The sequence below is a fragment of the Variovorax paradoxus EPS genome (assembly GCF_000184745.1).
Classification (GTDB): Bacteria; Pseudomonadota; Gammaproteobacteria; order Burkholderiales; family Burkholderiaceae_C; genus Variovorax; species Variovorax paradoxus_C.
Genome location: NC_014931.1, coordinates 6,094,508 through 6,114,454, shown reverse-complemented (window position 1 = coordinate 6,114,454; position 19,947 = coordinate 6,094,508). Strand labels below are relative to the sequence as shown.

Genomic DNA, 19,947 nt, shown 5'->3' with positions numbered 1-19,947 from the left:
GGCCGGGCGTAGTCCCATGCCGCGTGTGTCGGCGACGTGCCAGCATGAATAACAACAAAGTCGCAATAATCCCGCGCATGGCATCCCCCTTCCTCGCAATCGACATCGGCAACACCCGCCTGAAATGGGCGCTCTACGACGGGGCGCATCCGGGCGCCGCGTTGCAGGCCTCGGGCGCGGAATTCCTGGACCACATCGAACGATTGGCCGACGGCCCCTGGGCCGACCTGCCCGCACCCGGCTCCATGCTCGGCTGCGTGGTGGCCGGCGACACCTTGCGGCGCCGCGCCGAAGAGCAGATCGTCGAGCGCTTCGACTGCACGCCGCGCTGGGTGGTGTCGAGCGCCGGCGAGGCCGGCATCGTCAACGGCTACGACCATCCCACGCGCCTGGGCGCCGACCGCTTCGTGGCGATGATCGGTGCGCGCCACCGCATGCTCGCGCAAGGGCCGGCGCGGCCGATGGTGGTGGTGCTGATCGGCACGGCCGTCACGGTGGAGGCGATCGATGCCAGCGGCAAGTTCCTCGGCGGATTGATCCTGCCGGGCCACGGCATCATGCTGCGCGCGCTCGAATCGGGCACCGCGGGCCTGCATGTGCCGACCGGCGAGGTGCGCGAATTTCCCACCAACACCAGCGATGCGCTCACCAGCGGCGGCACCTACGCCATCGCGGGCGCGGTCGAGCGCATGGTGCAGCACGTGCGCTCGCATTGCGGCGAGGAGCCGGCCTGCTTCATGACCGGTGGTGCGGGCTGGAAGATGGCGCCCGTCATGAACGGGCATTTCGAGCTGGTCGAGAGCCTCATCATGGACGGCCTGCTCGTCATTGCCCGCGAACGCGCCGCCGCCTGAACTGAAGAAGAATCGTCAGGGACGCGCCATCAACGCCTTGGCCACCGCCTGGAACGCCGGCAGCGTGAGCGGATCGTTCCCCGCGCTCGCCGCCACCGGATGCGCGGCGTAGCGCACGATCACCATCTCCGCCTTCGGATCGATGTAGATGCTCTGGCCGTGAATGCCGCGCGCCATGTACGCGCCGTGCGGGTTGTGCGAAACCCACCACATGTTGCGATACGACCAGCCCGGCAGCAGCGCATAGCCGGCCTTCGCGAACTTGGCGGGATCGCCGCCGCGCTGGATGTCAATCGACCACGGCCTTCGGAATCACCTGCTGCCCATTGGGCGCACGGCCGCCGTTGCGCATCGTCTCGCCGAAGCGCGCGATGTCGCGCAGGACGGTGTTCAAGCCGCCGCCGCCCGACTCGGTGCCGATGCGGTCGACCATGAAGTACGCGTCCTGCTCGGCGCCGATGCGGCGCCAGATCTTCTCGCTCAAGAGGTCGGCCAGCGACTGGTTGCTCGCGCGCCGCAGGATCCACGCGAGCACCTCGGCGTTCACCGTCTTGTAGGCGAAGGCGGCGTCGTGCGCGCCTTCCTTCTTGAGCGTTGCGAGGAATTCGTAGAACGACTTGGGACCCGTGTAGTTCGGCCCTTGCGTCAGCATGCCGCCGGCGCGCGCGTAGTCCCAGATTTCGGCCTTCGGGTCGGCGTAGTTCTCCGAGTAATGCACGCCGATGGTCATGTCCATCACCTGGCGCACCGTCGCGTCGCCATAGGCCGTGTCCTTGAGCTCGGGCAGGTATTTGGTGACGGGCGCCGACGGATCGAGCTTGCCCTCGTCCGCGAGGATCGCTGCGAGCGTGCCGACAAAAGACTTGGTCACCGACATCGCGATGTGCGGACGCTCGGGCGTGAGCGCGCCGAAGTACTTCTCGTAGACCACCTTGCCGCGGTGCATCACCAGGATGCCGTCGGTGTAGGTGCGCGGGATCATCTGCGCGAAGGTCACCGTCTCTTCGCTGCCTGCACTTCCAAGAGGCTTGAACGTGACCGCTTCGATATCGTTGCGCGGCGCGGAAGGCAGCGGACTCGCCGCACCGCTGCCGCGCCACACGTTGGTCGTGGGCACCGTCTCGCGCACATGCGAGAAGCTCCAGCGCGTGCGCGGAAACACGCCGCCGGCGGGGTTGTCGAAGGTGATCTGCTTGTCGGGCGGCGGCGGAAAGCCCTTCATCCAGCCGAGCGCATCGACCGAGGTCGCCGTGGGATCGGGCAGCGCGGCGGGTACGGGCGTCTGGGCGTTGGAAGTGTTCACGGCGAGCAGGGTGAAGGCGACGGCGAGCGCCGCGCGTTGGAAGAAGGGCATGGGCTTCAAGGCTCCGATGAATTCATCGTCATCAACGACCGCTGAAGCGCGCGGGACGCCGCTCGACGAAGGAGCGCACGCCTTCGGCCGCGTCCTCGCTGTTCGACAGGCGCTTCTGCGTCTCGATGAATTCCGACACCGCCGCGAGCGGCCCGTGTTCGACGGCCTTGATCACGTTGAGCCGCGTGGCCACCACCGCGAGCGGCGCTTGTGCCGCGATGCGCTGTGCAATGGCCAGCGCCGCATCGAGCTCCTGCCCGGCCGGCACCACCTTCTGCACGAAGTTGAGGCGATAGGCCTCGGCGCTGTCGAACTCGTCGGCCGTGAGCAGGTGCAGCATCGCATTGCCCACGCCCGCGCGTTCGGCCATGCGCAGCGTGGCACCGCCCGTGGCCATGATGCCGCGCTGCACTTCCATCTGGGAGAAGCGGCAGTTGTCGGCGGCCACCACGATGTCCGCGCCCAGCATCAGTTCGATGCCGACCGTGAAGCAGATGCCCTTCACGGCCACCACCATCGGCTTGGTGCGGCGGCGATAGTCGGGCAGGCCGAAGTCGTGCGGCTCCACCAGGCCGGCGGGAATCGCCTTCTCGCCGCGCTTCATGTACTCGGTGACCGCGGGCAGGTCCAGGCCCGCCGTGAAGTGGTCGCCGAAGGCATGCAGGACGCCGACGCGCAGGTCCGGGTCGTCGTCCAGGCGCGTGTAGGCCTCGGCGAGCTGCTTGAACATCGGCGGCGTCCAGCCGTTGCGCTTGGCCGGGCGGTTGATGCCGATCAGCAGTACGTGGCCGAGCACCTGGGTGTCGATGCAGCCTTCGGCGGGTGGCGTGGTGGGCGTGGCGGTCATTGGTTTTGTCTCCGAGTTGTTTTTGTTCTGTGGCTCAGTAGGTGTAGACGCCGCGCCCGGTCTTGCGGCCCAGTTGGCCGGCAGCGACCATTTCCTTGAGCAGCGGGCACGGACGGTACTTGGAGTCGCCGAACTGCTCGAGGTACACCTCCATCACGGCCAGGCACACATCGAGGCCGATCATGTCGGCCAGTGCCAGCGGACCGATGGGCTGGTTGCAGCCCAGCTTCATGCCGGCGTCGATGTCCTCGGCCGTCGCGATGCCTTCGGACAGCACGAAGAAAGCCTCGTTGATCATCGGCACCAGGATGCGGTTGACCACGAAGCCCGGCGCGTTCTTCACCGTGATCGGCGACTTGCCCAGCTTCTCGGCCAGCGCCTTCACCGCGTCGTGCGTGGCGTCGCTCGTGAGATAGCCGCGGATCAGCTCCACCAGCGCCATCATCGGCACCGGGTTGAAGAAGTGCATGCCGATGAAGCGGTCGGGGCGCGAGGTGGCGGCCGCCAGTTGCGTGATCGAGATCGACGAGGTGTTCGAGGCGACGATCACCTCGGAGCCCGCCAACTCGTCGACTTGCTTGAGGATCTTGAGCTTGAGCGCGTGATTCTCGGTGGCCGCCTCGATGACGAGTTGCGCGCCCTTCAGGTCGTCGTAGTTGGTCGAGCCCTTGATCAGCGCGAGCGCCGCGGCCTTCTGCTCGGCAGTGAGCTTTTCCTTCTTGATGAGCCGGTCGAGGCTGCCCGAGATGGTGGCGAGGCCCTTGTCGACGGCCGCCTGGGCGACGTCGATCATCACCACGTTGACGCCGGACACCGCGCAAGCCTGCGCAATGCCATTGCCCATCGTTCCGGCGCCGATGATGCCGACGGTCTGGATCGTCATGAGAAAACTCCTTGAAGTACAAAAACTGGAAAAGGGGGGGCGGGCGGGACGCCGGGGCCGCCGCCGCGACAGAGGACATCGATTGTGAAGCAGCCTCGCAGCGCCGCCGTTCCCGCACGCGACACGGGCGCCCACCGGTGGCTTACAGTGCGGCGGTTGCTTTTTCTTCTCTCTTTTCGACTTCGACCATGACCACCCTCGGCACCCCCCTTTCCCCCTCCGCCACCCGCGTGATGCTGCTCGGCTCCGGCGAACTCGGCAAGGAGGTGCTGATCGCCCTGCAGCGCCTCGGCGTCGAGACCATCGCGGTCGACCGCTACGAGAACGCGCCGGGCCAGCAGGTGGCTCACCATGCGCGCACCATCACCATGAGCGACCCCGCGCAGTTGAAGGCGCTCATCGAGGCCGAGAAACCCATGCTCGTGGTGCCCGAGATCGAAGCCATCGCCACGCCGATGCTGCAGCAGCTCGAAGACGCGGGCGTGGTCCGCGTCATTCCCACGGCCCGCGCCGCCCGCCTCACGATGGACCGCGAAGGCATCCGCCGCCTGGCCGCCGAGACGCTGGGCGTTCCCACCAGCCCCTACAAGTTCTGCGACTCGCTGGCCGAGCTGCAGGCCGCCATCGACGAGGGCATCGGCTACCCCTGCATCGTCAAGCCCGTGATGAGCAGCTCCGGCAAGGGCCAGAGCAAGATCGACGGCCCCGCCGACGTGCAGAAGGCCTGGGACTACGCGATGGCCGGAGGACGTGTCAGTCATGGCCGCGTGATCGTCGAGGGCTTCATCGACTTCGACTACGAGATCACGCTCTTGACCGTGCGCGCGAAAGACGCGGTCGGCGCTGTCGAAACCAAGTTCTGCGACCCCATCGGCCATGTGCAGGTGAGCGGCGACTACGTCGAAAGCTGGCAGCCGCACCCCATGGCGCCGGCCGCGCTGCAGAAGGCGCAGCAGATCGCGCAGGCCGTCACGGCCGACCTCGGCGGCCAGGGCCTCTTCGGCGTCGAGCTGTTCGTGAAGGGCGACGAGGTCTGGTTCAGCGAGGTCAGCCCGCGTCCGCACGACACCGGCATGGTCACGATGGCCACCCAATGGCAGAACGAGTTCGAGCTGCATGCGCGCGCCATCCTCGGCCTGCCGGTCGACACCTCGCTCAAGAGCCCGGGCGCGAGCGCGGTGATCTACGGCGGCGTCGACGCCACCGGCATCGCCTTCGACGGCGTGGCCGAGGCGCTGCAGGTGCCCGGCAGCGACATCCGCCTGTTCGGCAAGCCCGAGAGCTTTCTCAAGCGCCGCATGGGCGTGGCGCTGGTGCACGCGGCCGATACCGACACCGCGCGCAAGCTCGCCAAGGAAGCCGCCTCGCGCGTGAAGCCCCGCGGATAAGGCTCGCCCCCAGGCTTCGCGCACTTCGTGTCGCTTCGCCAACCCCCTACCGGGGGCGACACCGGTGGCCCGGCAAAGCCGGTTCCACGGTGTCTCTGGCCTTTGGCTGCGCCGGTCTCATGCGTTTGCGGGTGATGCAGCCTCCGAGACAGCGATAGCCAGTTTTCGCAAGACCGTGCCGCAGGGGCGCGGGCATGGTGCGGGTCTTGCCGGAAGGCCGAGGTGAAGGGCGGGTGCATGCGGATACCACGCATGCGCGATGCGCTCCACACTGGGCGCCCGCCAGCTCGATCACCGGAGACACCATGCTGCATCCCCAAGCGCGCGCCTTGCTCGACTTCATCGAGGCGCGCGGCATTCCGCCGACCCACACGCTCTCGCCCGCCGATGCGCGAGCCTTCTACCGCGAACGCCGCGCCGCCACACAGCCGCTGCCGGCTGAAGTGGCCGAGGTGCGCGACCTCGCGGCCGAGGGTCCGCACGGCACCATCCCGGTGCGGCTCTACCGGCCGCTGGGCTCGGGCGCCGGTCCGCTGCCGGTGCTGGTGTACTACCACGGTGGCGGTTGGGTGATTGGCGATCTCGACACGCACGACGTGCTGTGCCGCGAGCTGGCCAACGGTGCGGGCTGCGCAGTGGTTGCCGTCGACTACCGCATGGGGCCGGAGCACCGCTTTCCCGCCGCAGTCGACGATGTTCTCGCCGCCACGCGCTGGGTGCGCCGCGAGGCCGCGGCGCTGGGGCTCGATGCGAATCGCATGGCCGTGGGCGGCGACAGTGCGGGGGGCAATCTCGCGGCCGTGGTGGCGATTGCCGCACGCGATGCAGACGACCTGCCGATCGCCTTCCAACTGCTGATCTACCCAGCCACCGACATGCGCCGCGGCCATCCGTCGCACCAGGCGAACGGGCAGGGCTACCTGTTGACCCGCGAGACGATGACGTACTTCCACGACCACTACATCACCGATGCGAAGCACGACCTCGATTGGCGCGCCTCGCCGTTGCTGCACACCGACCTGTCGAAGCTGCCGCCCGCGCTCGTGATCACCGCCGGCTACGACCCGCTGCGCGACGAGGGACTCGCGTATGCGGAGGCGCTCACCGCCGCCGGCAACCGCGCGGACTACGTGTGCTTCGAGCGTCAGATCCACGGCTTCATCACGATGGGAAAGGTGCTCGACGAGGCCAACACCGCCGTTGCGCTTTGCGCCACCGAGTTGCATCGCGCGTTCGCGATGAGGTGAGAGGCAAACGAGCGCGGACTAGGGAAAGTCCCCGCGCAAATGCATGCCGCGCCACAGGGTTGCGCCGCTACGATCCAGCCAACACGAAGCCGCCCACCGCAGGGCAGGCCAGACCCGATGCAGGAGACAAACACCATGCAGCGAGCGAGTAATGCGCCCCTGGAAAACGGCGGCGTACGGCAGGGCGAACGCCTCATGTGGCTCACGCCGCAGCGCGTGTTCTACGCCGGCCTGCTCGGCGCGGCGGCCGAGCGCACGATGGGCGGGCACGGCGTGTACGTGTCGCCCGCGGGCGTGCCGCCGATCCGCATCCGCATCGGTGGCGGCGCCTGGCAGACGGGCGAACTCATCGTGGTGCCGCCGCAGGTGCCGCACCATGTCGAGAGCCAGCATCCGCTCATCTTCAATCTGCTGATCGAATCGGAGTCGGTCGATCCCGCGCGCATGCCCGCCTTCATGCAGCACTGCGGGCCGGTCGATGCGCCGGCGTTCGTCAAGCGCGTGCGCGATGCGCATGCGCACCTGTTGGCCGCGTCGGGCCGCGGCACGGATTTCGACGGCTTCGATTTCGATGCGCTCTTCTTCGGCGAGGCGCTCGCGCCGCGTGCGATCGATGCGCGCATCCGCAAGGTCATCGACGCGCTCGTGGCCGACCCGGCCGCATCCGCCTCGGCCGAAGACTGCGCGGCCTCGGTGCATTTGTCGTTCTCGCGCTTCCTGCATTTGTTCAAGCAGGAAACCGGCATGGCGTTCCGCGCCTTCCGCGCCTGGAAGCGCGCGCGCAGCCTCCTGCGCTACGTGCGCCAGACCACCACGCTGACCGACATCGCGCTCGATACCGGCTACCCCGATTCGACGCACTTCAGCCATTCGATCCGCCAGGTCTACGGCCTGAAACCCAGCGACATCCTGGCGGGTTCCCGCCGCCTCGCGCTGCACGACGCGGCCGGCGGCTTCAGGCAGTAGGCGAGACACGGGAGCCCCATGCAGATCCTCCAACTCCTGCTGTCGGGCATTGCGCAAGGTTGCATCTATGGGCTGATCGCGCTCGGGTTCGTGCTGATCTACAAGGCCACCGAAACCGTGAGCTTCGCGCAAGGCGATCTGATGATGCTCGGTGCCTTCGGCGCGTTCGCGGGCATGTCGATCTTCGGCATGCCGTTCTGGCTCGCGGCGATCCTCGCGGTGGTGGCGATGGCCGCTTTCGGCGTGCTGCTGGAGCTGGCGGTGATCCGGCCGATCCTCGGGCAGCCGCAGTTCTCCATCGTGATGCTGACCATCGGCATCGCGTACGTGGCGCGCGGCCTCATCACCATGGTGCCGGGCATCGGCACCGAGACCCACACGCTGCCCGTGCCCTACAAGGACCAGATCTGGAAGCTGGGCGAACTGGTGGTCAACCTCGAACAGCTCGCGATCATCGTCGCCACGGCCATCCTGTGCGCGCTGCTGTTCGCGATGTTCCGCTACAGCAAGCTGGGCATCGCGATGCAGGCCTCGTCGCAGAACCAGCTCGCGGCCTACTACATGGGCATTCCGGTGAAGCGGCTCAACGGGCTGGTGTGGGGGCTGGCCGCAGCGGTCGCGGCCATCGCCGGGATGCTGCTCGCACCCATCACCTTCGTGCACGCGAACATGGGCTTCATCGGGCTCAAGGCTTTTCCGGCGGCAGTGGTGGGCGGCTTCGGCAGCCTGCCGGGTGCGATCGTCGGCGGGCTGGTGATCGGCATCGTCGAATCGTTCGCGGGGTTCTACCTGCCCGATGGCTTCAAGGACACGGCGCCGTACATCGTGGTGCTGCTGATGCTCATGATCAAGCCCAACGGTCTCTTCGGCGAAAAGCTGCGCAAGAAAGTCTGAACGTTCATGCGCTACATCTTCAAGACCAGCTACGACCAGGACATCCGGCTCGCGCGTCATGGCGGGCATGTGTTCTGGTACGGCCTGCTCATCGCGTTCCTCATCGCCGCGCCCTGGGTGATCGAGGAGTACTGGCTCGCACAACTGACCTTCGTGCTGATCTACGGAATCGTCGGCTTGGGGCTGATGCTGCTGGCCGGCTTCACGGGCCAGTTCTCCATCGGACACGCGGCGTTCCTCGGCGCGGGCGCGTACACGCAGGGCGTGCTGACGAATCTCGGTGTGCCGTTTCCGATTGCCTTGATCGCCGCTGCGGCGTTGTCCGCCGCAGTCGGCGTGGTCGTCGCCTTGCCGGCACTGCGCGTGAAAGGCATCTATCTCGGCATCGCAACGCTGTCGTTCGGCTTCATCGTCGAGGAAGTGTTCGCGCGGTGGGAGAGCGTCACGGGCGGCAACGCCGGGCTGCATGTGAAGTCGCCGCAGCTCTTCGGCTGGTCGCTGGGTTCGGGCGATGGCTTCTATTTCTTGTGCCTGGTGGTGGCGGTGCTGAGCACGCTGGGCATCCTGAACCTGCTGCGCTCGCCGACGGGCCGCGCCTTCGTCGCCATCCGCGATTCGGAAATCTCGGCGCAGAGCATGGGCATCCATCTCGCGCGCTACAAGACGATGTCGTTCGCGATCTCGGCTGCGCTCGCGGGGCTGGGCGGCGCGCTGTATGCGCACAAGCTGAGCTTCATCTCGCCGGACCAGTTCAGCATCCTGCAGTCGATCGACCTGCTGCTGATGGTGGTGATCGGCGGCCTGGGCTCGGTGCACGGCGCGTTCCTCGGCGCGATCTTCCTCATCGCGATGCCGCAGCTGATCTCGATGGGCAAGGACTGGCTGCCCGCAGTGATCGGCCAGGCGCCGGGCCTGCAGGGGCTGGTGTACGGCGTGGTGCTGATCGCGTTCGTGCTGTTCGAGCCGCTCGGGCTCTATGGCCGCTGGCTCAAGATCAGGACGTACCTGCAACTCTTCCCGTTCTACCGCAAGGGCCTTTTCAAGCGGCAGAAGTCGTTCACCAAATCGGACCGGCTGAGATGACGACGAGCAACGGCGACATCCTCCTTTCGGCCAAGGACCTGAGCGTGCGCTTCGGCGGCGTGCTCGCGGTCAACAAGGTGAGCTTCGACGTGCGGCGCGGCGAGGTGTTCACGCTGATCGGACCGAACGGTGCTGGCAAGACGACGGTGTTCAACCTGATCAGCCGCATCTACACGCCGACCACCGGCGAGATCACGTGGCATGGCGAATCCTCGGGCCCGCTCGCGCTGACGCAGCAGGCGCCGCATTCGATTGCCGCGCTCGGCATCGCGCGCACCTTCCAGAACATCGAACTCTTCGAGCATGCAACCGTGCTGCACAACCTGTTGATCGGTCGCCACACGCACCGGAAGACGGGTGTCTGGAGCGAGGTGTTCTTCACGTCCGCCACGCGGCGCGCCGAGATCGCCGCGCGTGAAAAAGCGGAGCAGGTGATCGAGTTGCTTGACCTGCAACATCACCGCGACTCGATGGTGGCCGGCCTGCCCTACGGCGTTCGCAAGGTGGTGGAACTGGCGCGCGCGCTGTGCACCGAGCCCAAGCTGCTGCTGCTCGACGAGCCATCGTCGGGCCTCAATGTCGAAGAGACCGCGGACATGGCGTTCTGGATTCAAGACATCCAGCATGAGCTGGGCGTGTCGGTGCTGATGGTGGAGCACGACATGTCGCTGGTCTCGAAAGTGTCGGACCGCGTGCTGGCGATGAACCAGGGCGAGGTGCTGGCCACCGGGACGCCGCGCGAGGTGCAGGCGGATGCGCACGTGATCGAGGCTTACCTCGGGACCGTGGATGACGTGAGCAGCTTGAGGAGGGTGGCGGCATGAATGTCTTGTTCGCTACCTTTGGAGAGGCGCCCGGTATGCGGTGCGGGGCGGTCGCCCCCACTGCGCCGGCCGCTTCGCGGCTCCCCTGCGGTGCTCGCATTTCGCGGGGTCTCGCAGAACTCGCTTCGCTCAAACAGCTGCGAGCCCTGATCCGCGAAACCCTGTGCTCCTCGGCGGCGCAGAGGGGGCGCCCGCCCCGCACCGCACCCCGGGCTCCGGGGTGTAGTGATCGCCCGACCTCAGGAGCACACGCATGAGCGACGTCGTTCTGCAACTGCTCAACGTCGAAAGCGCCTACGGCCCGATCAAGGCCATTCGCGGGGTGAGCCTGAAGGTCAAGCAGGGCGAAATCGCCACGGTGCTCGGCTCCAACGGTGCCGGCAAGACCACGATCCTGAAGACCATCTCGGGAATCATCGATCCGCGCAAAGGCAGCATCGAATTCGAGGGCAAGGACATCACCGCCAAGGACCCCGCCTTCATCGTGCAACAGGGCCTGAGCCACGTGCCCGAGGGCCGCGAGGTGTTCCCGCTGCTCTCGGTAAAAGACAACCTGCTGATGGGCGCCTACACCCGCAAGGACCGCGACGGCGTGGCGCGGGACATGGAGACGGTCTACACCTACTTCCCCATCCTGCGCGAGCGCGCCACGCAGGATGCCGGCCTGCTCTCCGGTGGTCAGCAGCAGATGCTCGCGATCTCGCGCGCCATCATGGCCGCGCCGCATCTGATCCTGCTCGATGAACCCAGCCTCGGCCTGAGTCCGAAGCTCACGAAAGAGATCTTCGAGATCGTCGTGCGCATCAACCGCGAGCGCGGCACGACGATCCTTTTGGTCGAGCAGAACGCCAACATGGCGCTCAATGCCGCCGACCACGGCTACGTGCTGGAGAACGGCCGCATCGTCATGGAGGACTCCTGCGAGCGCCTCCGCGAGAAGGAAGACATCAAGGAGTTCTACCTCGGCGTGAAGGACGACGGCGTGCGCGGCGAGCGGCGCTGGAAAAAGAAGAAGAACTGGAGATGACATGAGCGCAGCGCCGGGCCGCCCCAAGCAAGCTCGCACCGCAGTGCGAAGCACGAAGGTTGTTGAATGAGCACACTGGCCCTGCGCGCTCCTGCCGGTCTCTGGGACCTGGCGCATCTTCAGCCCCGGCTCGATGTCGTCGTGCCTGGTGACACCGTTCCCGCTGTGTTCTGGAAGGCCGTCGAACTGCGCGGCGACAAGGTCTGGATGCGTCAGAAGGAATTCGGCATCTGGCGCACCTGGACCTGGCGGCAGACCGCCGAGGCCGTGCGCGAGATCGCGGGAGGCCTGCTGGCGCTGGGGTTCGGGCATGGCGAGTGCGCGTCGATCCTCTCCAACACCGTCATCGAGTGGGTGCTGTGCGATGTGGCCGTGCTCAGTTGCGGCGGCGTGTCGAACGGCATCTACCCGACCGATGCGGCTTCGCAAGTTCACTATCTCTGCGAAGACTCGCGCACCACCGTGCTCTTCGTGGAAGACGATGAGCAGCTGGACAAGGCGCTCGAAGTGCGCGCGCAGTTGCCGCTGCTGCGCAAGATCATCGTGCTCGACATGGAAGGCCTGCGCGACCTCGACGATCCCGGCGTCATCAGCCTCGACGCGCTGCGCGCCCTTGGCCGCGAGCACCTGAAGGCGAACCCGCAAGCGTTGGAACAGCGCATCGCCGCCTGCCGCGCGGAAGACCTCGCGATCCTCGTCTACACCTCCGGCACCACCGGCAAGCCCAAGGGCGCGATGCACAGCCACCGCGGGCTGGTCTACACCATGCGCGGCTACAACACGCTGCTCGCGCAGGGCGAGACGGACGAGCGCATGTGCTTCCTGCCGCTGTGCCACATCGCCGAGCGCATGGGCGGCGAATACTTCGCGATGTACACCGGCTCGATCCTCAACTTCGTCGAGAACCCCGAGACAGTGCCCGAGAACGTGCGCGAGATTTCGCCCACGGTGTTCACGGCCGTGCCGCGCGTGTGGGAGAAGTTCTATTCGGGCGTGATGATCGCGCTGAAGGAGGCGAGCCGCCTGCAGCAGGCTGCCTACGGATGGAGCATCGGCGTGGGTCAGCAGATCGCCGACCGCGTGCTGCAGGGCAAGCCGATCGGCGCGGGGCTGCGCTTCAAGTTCCGCATCGCGCGCTGGCTTGCGCTCAACAACGTGCGCAAGCTCATCGGCATCCATCGCGCGCGGTTCCTCGTGACCGGCGCGGCGCCGATTTCTCCCGACCTCGTGCGCTGGTACCTCGCGCTCGGCGTGCCGATGCTGGAGGTGTGGGGCATGACCGAGTCGTGCGGCGCCTCCACCGGCGTGCCGCCGTCGCGCATCGCCCCGGGCTCGATCGGCCCGGCCACCAGCTACAACGAGGTGCGGCTCGATCCCGAAACCGGCGAGATCCTGGTGCGCGGCCCCAATGTCTTCATGGGTTACCTCAACCTGCCGGAGAAGACGGCCGAGACCATCGACGCCGACGGCTGGCTGCACACGGGCGACGTCGGGCTGGTCGACGCGGAAGGGTATTTCCGCATCACCGACCGCATGAAGGACATCATCATCACGGCAGGTGGAAAGAACATCACGCCGAGCGAGCTGGAGAACGAACTCAAGTTCAGCCCCTACGTCACCGACGCGGTGGTGATCGGCGACAAGAAACCCTACCTGACGGTGATCGTGATGATCGATCAGGAGAACGTCGAGAAGTTTGCGCAGGACAACGACGTGCCGTTCAGCAACTACGAGAGCCTGACGCGCGCGCAGGAGGTGCTGGACCTGATCCAGGGCGAGATCGACCGCGTCAACGCGAAGTTCGCGCGCGTGGAGCAGATCAAGAAGTTCTTCCTGCTCGAGACGCAGCTGAGCGCCGAGGACGAGGAGCTCACGCCGACGATGAAGCTCAAGCGCAAGCTGGTGCAGACGAAGTACGCAGACCGCATCGAAGCGATGTACCGCTGATCGGCGAACGTTTTTAGTGTCAACCCGAGGAGACAACCGAATGAAGCTCAAGACAGTGACGACTCTGGCCGTGCTGGGCCTTATCGCGACGCTCGCGTCCGCGCAGCAGCAACAGGGCGTGAGCAAGGACGAGATCCGGATCGGCACGATCCAGGACCTGTCGGGTCCGCTCGCGGGCTTCGGCAAGCAGGCGCGCAACGGCATGCAGCTGCGCGTGGACGAACTCAACGAGCAGGGCAACGTCAACGGCCGCAAGCTCAAGCTCTTTGTCGAGGACTCGGGCTATGACCCGAAGAAGGCGGTGCTGGCCGCGCAGAAGCTGGTGAACCAGGAAAAGATATTCATCATGGCCGGCCACATCGGCACGGCGCAGAACATGGCGGCGATGCCGGTGCAGTTCGACAAGAACATCGTCAACTACATGCCGATCACCGCGGCGCGAGAAATGTACGAGCCGCTGAACCGGCTGAAGTACTCGTTCGCGGCCACCTACTACGACCAGATCCGCCTGGCACTGCCCAAGATGATCAAGGACAAGGGCGCCAAGAAGGTCTGCACGATCTACCAGGACGATGAGTTCGGGCTCGAGGTGCAGCGCGGCGCCGAGGCGGGCCTGAAGGCCGCGAACATGGAACTGGCCGAGAAGACCTCGTTCAAGCGCGGCGCCACCGACTTCAGCTCGCAGGTCGCGAAGATGAAGGCGGCGAACTGCGACCTCGTGGTGCTGGGCACGATCATTCGCGAGACCATCGGCACGGTGGGGGAGTCGCGCAAGACGGGTTTCAACCCGACATTCCTCGGTTCGAGCGCGGCGTATACCGACCTCATCCACAAGCTGGGTGGCAAGGCGATGGACGGCGTCTACGCCACGATGACGGTGCAGAACCCCTACACCGACGAGCAGTCGCAACCCCTGCGCTTCTGGGCCAACAAGTACAAGACCAAGTTCAACGAAGACCCGACGGTGTTCTCGGTGTACGGCTACGTGATCATCGATTCGTTCATCAAGGCGGCGACCAAGGCGGGCCCGAACCTCACGACCGACAGCTTCATCAAGGCGATGGACAGCATCACCTTCGAGCCCGACATGTTCGGCAGCCCGAAGAGCAGTTACACCGCCACCAAGCGCCTCGGCAACGAGCAATCGCGGCTGTCGCAGATCAAGGATGGCAAGTGGGTCGTCGTGTCTGACTACGTGACGCCGTAAGCGGCAACCCCGGTACTGCCGGCGCTGGTGCCGGTGCCGGGGCAAGCGGCTATATTCCGCGAAAACACACCTTCGCGAGAACGCCATGCCCCAGTACTGGTTGATGAAATCCGAGCCCGACGAAGTCTCGATCGACGATGCGCTCGCCGCGCCCGATGCCACTGTCGCGTGGACGGGCGTTCGCAACTACCAGGCGCGCAACTTCATGCGCGACGGCATGAAGATCGGCGATGGCGTGCTGTTCTATCACTCGAGCTGCCCGGAGCCGGGCATCGCCGGCATCGCGCGCGTGGCCTCGGGCATCAAGCCCGATCCGACGCAGTTCGATGCGAAGTCGCCGTATTACGACGCGGCCTCGAAGAAGGAAGACCCGCGCTGGCTGCTGGTCGACGTGCAGGCGATGCGCAAGACCCGGCTGCTGGCGTTGCCCGAGTTGCGCGCCAAGCCCGAGCTGGCCGAACTGATCATCCTGCGCAAGGGCAACCGGCTGTCGATCACGCCGGTGGAGCCGGCGCACTGGAAGGTCATCGAGAAGATGCTGGCCTGAGCCTCCGCGGTCAGGAGACTTTCGACAGGATCGGGAACAGCTTGCCGAGCCCGTCGGCCATCACCTCGACGGCCAGCGCCGCGAGGATCAGGCCCATCAGCCGCGTCATGATGTTGATGCCCGTCTTGCCGAGCACGCGCGCAATCGGCTGCGCGAGCGAGAAGGCCAGCGCCGTGGCCAGCGCCACCACCACGCCGTAGCCCACCAGCACCGCGAGCTCCCACAGGTGCTGCGCCTTGTCGGCATAGATCACCACGGTGGAGATGGTCGCCGGCCCTGTCAGCAACGGAATCGTGAGCGGCACCACCGCGATGGAGGCGCCCATCGAGGCCTTCACCTCGGTGGCGCGCAGTTCCTCGACGTTGGTCTTGCTCTCGGCCGGCTTGGCGTTCAGCATCGAGAGCGAACTCATGAGCAGCAGCAGGCCGCCACCGACCTGGAAGCTCGCGATCGAAATGCCGAAGAAGGACAGCAGCTGCAACCCGAGCAGCGCACTCACCGCGATGACCACGAACGCACTGAACGCCGACATGCGCACCGTGTGTCGGCGCTGCGCGTCGCTGTAGCCCTGCGTGTAGTGGATGAAGAAGGGCACGATGGCCAGTGGGTTGACGATGGCCACCAGCGTGACCAGCGGCTTGATGAGGTCCATCGAGGTGCTCATGGGGGCTACCTTCCGCCGGTCACGTCGAGCAGGGCCATGGTGGTGTAGCTCGCCTCGTCGGACAGCAGCCACAGGATGGCGCCGGCGATTTCCTCGGGGCTGCCGGTGCGCTTCATCGGGACGGTGGGCGCAAGTTCGAGGGCGCGGTCGGGCATGCCGCCCGACGCGTGGATCTCGGTGTCGATGAGGCCGGGGCGCACCGCGTTGACGCGGATGCCCTCGTCGCCCACTTCCTTGGCCAGCCCGATGGTGAGCGTGTCGATGGCGGCCTTGCTGGCGGCGTAGTCGACGTATTGGCCCGGCGAGCCCAGGCGCGCGGCGCCGCTGGAGATGTTGACGATGGCGCCGCCCTGGCCGCCGTGCTTCGTGCTCATGCGGCGAACGGCTTCGCGCGCGCAGACAAAACTGCCGATCACGTTGATGCGGAACATGCGTTCCAGCCGCGCCACGCTCATCTCGTCGACACGCGCCTGCATGTCCACCACGCCGGCGTTGTTGACCAGCGCGGTGAGCCGGCCGAGCTTGGCGTCGACCTTCTCGAACATCGCGATCACCTGCGCCTCATTGCCTACATCGGCCTGCACGGCGATGGCGGTGCCGCCGCCCTCGCGGATGGTGCGCACCACCTCGTCGGCCGCCAGCGAGTTGCTGGCGTAGTTGACGGCCACCGCGTAGCCGCGCCGTGCGGCGAGCAGGGCGGTGGCGGCGCCGATGCCCCGTCCGCCGCCGGTGATGAGTAGCACTGGATTCAAAACCTACCTCCTGCAGAGAAACTGCGTGTCAGTTAAAACCGTCGGCTTGGATTACATCATTCGAGGGCTGGCGTATGAGCACGAAAACGGTCGACTACTACTTTGCGCCCCAGAGCCCGTGGACTTATCTGGGTCATACCCGGTTCGCGGAGATCGCCGCCGCCGCGGGCGCCACGGTGCGCGTGCGGCCCATCGACATGGGGAGCGTGTTCCCGGTGTCCGGCGGGCTGCCTCTGGGCAAGCGGGCGCCGCAGCGGCAGGCCTACCGGCTGGTGGAGATGGCGCGGTTCTCGCAGCACCTCGGCCTGCCGATGAACACCAAGCCCAAGTTCTTCCCGGTGGCCGGCGATGATGCGGCGCGGATCATCATCGCGGTCGATATCCACGACGGCACCGAGGCTGCGATGCGCGTCTGCGCGGCGGTGTTCGCTGCGGTGTGGGTGCAGGAGCGGAACATCGGCGACCCGAACGTGCTCGAAGCGCTGGTCGTCGAATGCGGCCTGCCCGCCAAGCGCTCGGAGCAATCGCAAAGCCAGGCGGTGCAGGAGCGCTACGAGGCCTACACGCAGGAGGCCATCGACATCCAGGTGTTCGGCGCGCCGAGTTACGTGATCGATGGCGAGATTTTCTGGGGGCAGGATCGGCTCGATTTCGTCGAGCGGGCGCTGCGCCAGTGACGGCGACAACAGCGTCCCTCTTCTTTTTCTTCTTCATTCAATTGCCATCAGGAGCATGACAAACATGGGTCAATTCATCGATCTCACAGCCAAGGACGGCTTCAGCTTTCCCGCCTACGTGGCCGAACCTGCGGGCAAGCCGCGCGGCGCGGTGGTCGTGGTGCAGGAAATCTTCGGCGTGAACTCGCACATCCGCTCGGTGGCCGACGGCTATGCGGCCGAGGGGTATCTCGCTGTGGCGCCGGCGACTTTCCAGCGCGTGAAGCCCGGCGTCGAGCTGGGCTACAGCGACGAGGACATGAAGGAGGGCTCCGCCCTGAAGGCGGCGGTCGAGGCGCTGCCCGCGCCCGGCGTGCTGCAGGATGTCGAGGCAGCCATCGCCTATGCATCGAAGGCCGGCAAGGTCGGCATCGTGGGCTACTGCTGGGGCGGTTTGCTGACCTGGCGCGCTGCCGCTCTGTTGCCGGGCCTGTCGGCCGCGGCGCCGTACTACGGCGGCGGCATGACCATGCCCGAAGAAGCCGCGCGGAAACCCAAGGTGCCGGTGCTGGCGCACTTCGGCAACCAGGACCACTGGATTCCGCTGGACACCGTCGAGAGTTTCAAGAAGGCGCACCCCGAGGTGGAAGTGCATGTCTATCCGGTGGGCCACGGTTTCAATTGCGACCAGCGCGGCTCGTACAACGCCGAGGCCGCCAAGCTGGCGCGCGAACGCACGCTGGCGTTCTTCGCGAAGTACATCGGCTGACCTGCGGGTCGGCGCAATAAAAAAGCCCGGTCTGTGCCGGGCTTTTTTTTATTACTTCTTGAGGCCCGGCGCGTCGCCCACGCGGGTCTGAAGAAAGTCGAGCAACGCGCGCAGGGCCGCACTGTTGTGGCGCCGCTGAAGGTAGGCGGCCGACAGCCACATGTCCTTGCGCGTGTAGTCCTGCAGCACTGGTACGAGCTCGCCGTGCTCGATGTGCGATTGCACGAGGATCGAGGGCAGGTAGATCACGCCGAAGCCGCGCATCGCCACGCGGATCAGCGGTGCGCCCTCGGTGCAGTCCATGCGGCTCTTGACGTGCACGTCCAGCGGCTCCCCGCCATCGTCGAAGCGCCACACCGGCTGCGCGCCCAGCAGGGAATGGGTGAGGGCCTCGTGCCCGGCCAAGTCGCGCGGATGCTCGGGCTTGCCGTGCTTCTTCCAGTAGACCGGGGAGGCGCAGACCACCATCTGCATGAGGCGCAGCTTGCGCACGATGAGATTGGCGTCTTCGACCGGGCCGCTGCGGATGTCGACATCGATGCCTTCCTCCGCGAGGTCGACCGTGCGATTGGTCAGCTGCAGGCTGATGCTCACGTCGGGGTAATAGCGCATGAAGTCGGCCAGCAGGTTGGGAAACTCGCCGTTGCCCATGCCGTGGGGGGCCGAAATCCGGAGGCGGCCGGCGGGCTGGCTGGCACGGTCCTGCAGCTCGGCCTGGGTGAGCTCCACCATTTCGAGCACCGGGGTGCTGCGATCGAGCAGCAGCTGACCGGCGTCGGTGAGGCTCACGGAGCGGGTGGAGCGGTTCAGGAGCCGCACACCGAAACGCGTTTCGAGCTCGGCAACGTATTTGCTGACGGTGGCTTTCGACATGTCGAGCTTCTTGGCCGCCTGCGAGAAGCTGCCGTGGGCGGCGACTTCGCGAAAGGTTCTGATCAGATCGAGACTGTCCATGTCTAAGAGCCCATTGTTTCCGTTCGAGGAACGCGGTGGTTCGATTCTCCGGCGTTTTTCTCAGGCGACCTGCGCCACACTCGCACCAAGCGCCGAAGGAGCCGAACCATGAACACCTCGAACATCATCGCCGTTGCCATCCTGTCGATCCTGACCGCCGTCGGCGCACACGCACAGGGTTTCGAGCCGGTGCAGCCGCTGAAGATCGTCGGGAGCCGAGCCCAGTTGGAAGCCGAAGGGGCAGCGGCTGCGCGGGGCGGCAATGTCTACGGCGACGTCGTGGCCTCGCCGCTGACCACGCGCCCGAGCCAGCTCGACCGCGCCTCGGTCCGTGCGGAAGCGATTGCCGCAGCCCACGCACCGAACCAGAACCTGGACCGGCGCGCCTTCGCAAACAGCGAAGTGCCGCCGCAATTCCAAGGGCGGCAAGACGCGCGTCCGGGCCGCTAGACCGAAGAATTCAGATTTCTAAAAAGGCCGGGGCCGCGTGTGCGACCCCGGCCTTTCTCGTTTGCATGCCTATGTGTCCACATTGTTTCAATAGAGGAAACACCGTGTCTCTGATCCGAGCGTTTTATCTAGGGAATTTCGTCTGACACTCGCCGCACAGGCAAGCGACCGAGCAAGCCTGGTGGACAAACCATCCGACGAACACAAGGAATTGACATGAAGACCTCGCACATCCTCGCCGCCGCTGCTCTGACCCTCCTGGCCGCTACTGGCGCCCAAGCCGAAACCTACCAAGGCGTGAACACCGCCGTCTCGACCAAGAGCCGCGACGAAGTCAACGCTGAAGCCGTGCGCGCCGCAGCGGCTCCGAACCAGAACGTGACCCGCGGTTCGCGCGGCCCGGAAACGGTTGCCGTGTCGAAGGACCGCGCCATCGTCGAAGCCGAAGCTGTTCGCACCGCCTACGCTCCCGACCAGAACGTGACCTCGGGTTCGCGCGTCAACAGCAAGGTCGTCTCGACCATGACCCACCCGATGGACGCACGCGTTCAAGCCCAGCAAGGCACGGGCGCTACCGCCAAGTAAAGAACGCGCCCCCTTTGGGGCAGTTCAGCAAAAAAAGGCCACGCGAAAG

General features: G+C 66.2%; 20 protein-coding genes and 1 pseudogene. 15 read left to right on the top strand and 6 right to left on the bottom strand.

All coding sequences use genetic code 11. The features are described 5' to 3' along the window. The first annotated feature begins 77 nt into the window (after positions 1-77). The gene (locus tag VARPA_RS28100) at positions 78-854 is read left to right on the top strand and encodes a type III pantothenate kinase (RefSeq protein WP_041943082.1); all 777 of its coding nucleotides are present in this window, start codon (positions 78-80) and stop codon (positions 852-854) included. 15 nt (positions 855-869) lie between these two features. Here the strand turns inward: VARPA_RS28100 and VARPA_RS28095 are convergent. From VARPA_RS28095 to VARPA_RS28085, 3 genes and pseudogenes are all read right to left on the bottom strand, one after another. Next, positions 870-2,208: pseudogene (locus tag VARPA_RS28095) on the bottom strand (serine hydrolase domain-containing protein). 31 nt (positions 2,209-2,239) lie between these two features. Next, positions 2,240-3,055, bottom strand: coding sequence for a crotonase/enoyl-CoA hydratase family protein (locus tag VARPA_RS28090; RefSeq protein ID WP_013543974.1), 816 nt, complete (start codon positions 3,053-3,055; stop codon positions 2,240-2,242). Between the two features lie 34 nt (positions 3,056-3,089). Next, positions 3,090-3,938 (bottom strand): 3-hydroxybutyryl-CoA dehydrogenase, encoded by an 849-nt coding sequence (locus VARPA_RS28085; protein ID WP_013543973.1) that lies wholly within the window; start codon positions 3,936-3,938, stop codon positions 3,090-3,092. Positions 3,939-4,126: 188 nt separating this feature from the next. Between VARPA_RS28085 and purT the strand changes: the two genes are divergently transcribed. From purT to VARPA_RS28035, 10 genes are all read left to right on the top strand, one after another. Beyond that, the gene (purT, locus tag VARPA_RS28080; protein WP_013543972.1) at positions 4,127-5,326 is read left to right on the top strand and encodes a formate-dependent phosphoribosylglycinamide formyltransferase; all 1,200 of its coding nucleotides are present in this window, start codon (positions 4,127-4,129) and stop codon (positions 5,324-5,326) included. A 305-nt stretch (positions 5,327-5,631) separates the two neighbouring features. Then, entirely contained in the window at positions 5,632-6,573 is a 942-nt protein-coding gene (locus tag VARPA_RS28075) for an alpha/beta hydrolase (protein ID WP_013543971.1), read from the top strand. 135 nt (positions 6,574-6,708) lie between these two features. Continuing rightward, a complete protein-coding gene (locus VARPA_RS28070; protein ID WP_013543970.1) occupies positions 6,709-7,539 on the top strand; it encodes a helix-turn-helix domain-containing protein in 831 nt (276 codons plus the stop codon). 18 nt (positions 7,540-7,557) lie between these two features. Next, on the top strand, positions 7,558-8,433 hold the full coding sequence (locus tag VARPA_RS28065) for a branched-chain amino acid ABC transporter permease (RefSeq protein ID WP_013543969.1): 876 nt from the start codon (positions 7,558-7,560) through the stop codon (positions 8,431-8,433). Between the two features lie 6 nt (positions 8,434-8,439). Continuing rightward, the gene (locus tag VARPA_RS28060) at positions 8,440-9,516 is read left to right on the top strand and encodes a branched-chain amino acid ABC transporter permease (protein ID WP_013543968.1); all 1,077 of its coding nucleotides are present in this window, start codon (positions 8,440-8,442) and stop codon (positions 9,514-9,516) included. Then, entirely contained in the window at positions 9,513-10,340 is an 828-nt protein-coding gene (locus tag VARPA_RS28055; protein WP_013543967.1) for an ABC transporter ATP-binding protein, read from the top strand. The genes VARPA_RS28060 and VARPA_RS28055 overlap by 4 nt, the downstream gene beginning before the upstream one ends. Positions 10,341-10,593: 253 nt before the next feature. Then, positions 10,594-11,367, top strand: a complete 774-nt coding sequence (locus VARPA_RS28050; protein WP_013543966.1) for an ABC transporter ATP-binding protein — start codon at positions 10,594-10,596, stop codon at positions 11,365-11,367. Between the two features lie 66 nt (positions 11,368-11,433). Then, positions 11,434-13,314, top strand: coding sequence for an AMP-dependent synthetase/ligase (locus tag VARPA_RS28045; protein WP_013543965.1), 1,881 nt, complete (start codon positions 11,434-11,436; stop codon positions 13,312-13,314). Between the two features lie 40 nt (positions 13,315-13,354). Then, positions 13,355-14,521 carry an ABC transporter substrate-binding protein gene (locus tag VARPA_RS28040; protein ID WP_013543964.1) on the top strand — a complete coding sequence of 389 codons (1,167 nt, stop codon included), beginning with the start codon at positions 13,355-13,357 and terminating at the stop codon, positions 14,519-14,521. A gap of 85 nt (positions 14,522-14,606) precedes the next feature. Then, positions 14,607-15,068, top strand: a complete 462-nt coding sequence (locus VARPA_RS28035; protein WP_013543963.1) for an EVE domain-containing protein — start codon at positions 14,607-14,609, stop codon at positions 15,066-15,068. Between the two features lie 10 nt (positions 15,069-15,078). Here VARPA_RS28035 and VARPA_RS28030 read toward each other — a convergent pair whose 3' ends face one another. Continuing rightward, positions 15,079-15,732 carry a MarC family protein gene (locus VARPA_RS28030; RefSeq protein WP_013543962.1) on the bottom strand — a complete coding sequence of 218 codons (654 nt, stop codon included), beginning with the start codon at positions 15,730-15,732 and terminating at the stop codon, positions 15,079-15,081. A 5-nt stretch (positions 15,733-15,737) separates the two neighbouring features. Further along, entirely contained in the window at positions 15,738-16,484 is a 747-nt protein-coding gene (locus VARPA_RS28025) for an SDR family oxidoreductase (RefSeq protein WP_013543961.1), read from the bottom strand. A 74-nt stretch (positions 16,485-16,558) separates the two neighbouring features. Between VARPA_RS28025 and VARPA_RS28020 the strand changes: the two genes are divergently transcribed. Both VARPA_RS28020 and VARPA_RS28015 read left to right on the top strand, forming a co-directional pair. After that, positions 16,559-17,161 (top strand): 2-hydroxychromene-2-carboxylate isomerase, encoded by a 603-nt coding sequence (locus VARPA_RS28020; RefSeq protein WP_013543960.1) that lies wholly within the window; start codon positions 16,559-16,561, stop codon positions 17,159-17,161. A gap of 64 nt (positions 17,162-17,225) precedes the next feature. Continuing rightward, positions 17,226-17,909 (top strand): dienelactone hydrolase family protein, encoded by a 684-nt coding sequence (locus VARPA_RS28015; RefSeq protein WP_013543959.1) that lies wholly within the window; start codon positions 17,226-17,228, stop codon positions 17,907-17,909. A 51-nt stretch (positions 17,910-17,960) separates the two neighbouring features. On the opposite strand, the gene VARPA_RS28010 is transcribed toward VARPA_RS28015, so the two are convergent. After that, complete coding sequence (locus VARPA_RS28010; protein ID WP_013543958.1) at positions 17,961-18,863, bottom strand: LysR family transcriptional regulator; 903 nt, start codon at positions 18,861-18,863, stop codon at positions 17,961-17,963. Between the two features lie 108 nt (positions 18,864-18,971). Here VARPA_RS28010 and VARPA_RS28005 point away from each other — a divergent pair, with 108 nt between their 5' ends. Together VARPA_RS28005 and VARPA_RS28000 are read left to right on the top strand one after the other, a co-directional pair. Then, a complete protein-coding gene (locus VARPA_RS28005) occupies positions 18,972-19,313 on the top strand; it encodes a hypothetical protein (RefSeq protein WP_013543957.1) in 342 nt (113 codons plus the stop codon). A gap of 216 nt (positions 19,314-19,529) precedes the next feature. Beyond that, complete coding sequence (locus VARPA_RS28000) at positions 19,530-19,898, top strand: DUF4148 domain-containing protein (protein WP_013543956.1); 369 nt, start codon at positions 19,530-19,532, stop codon at positions 19,896-19,898. Positions 19,899-19,947: the final 49 nt, after the last annotated feature.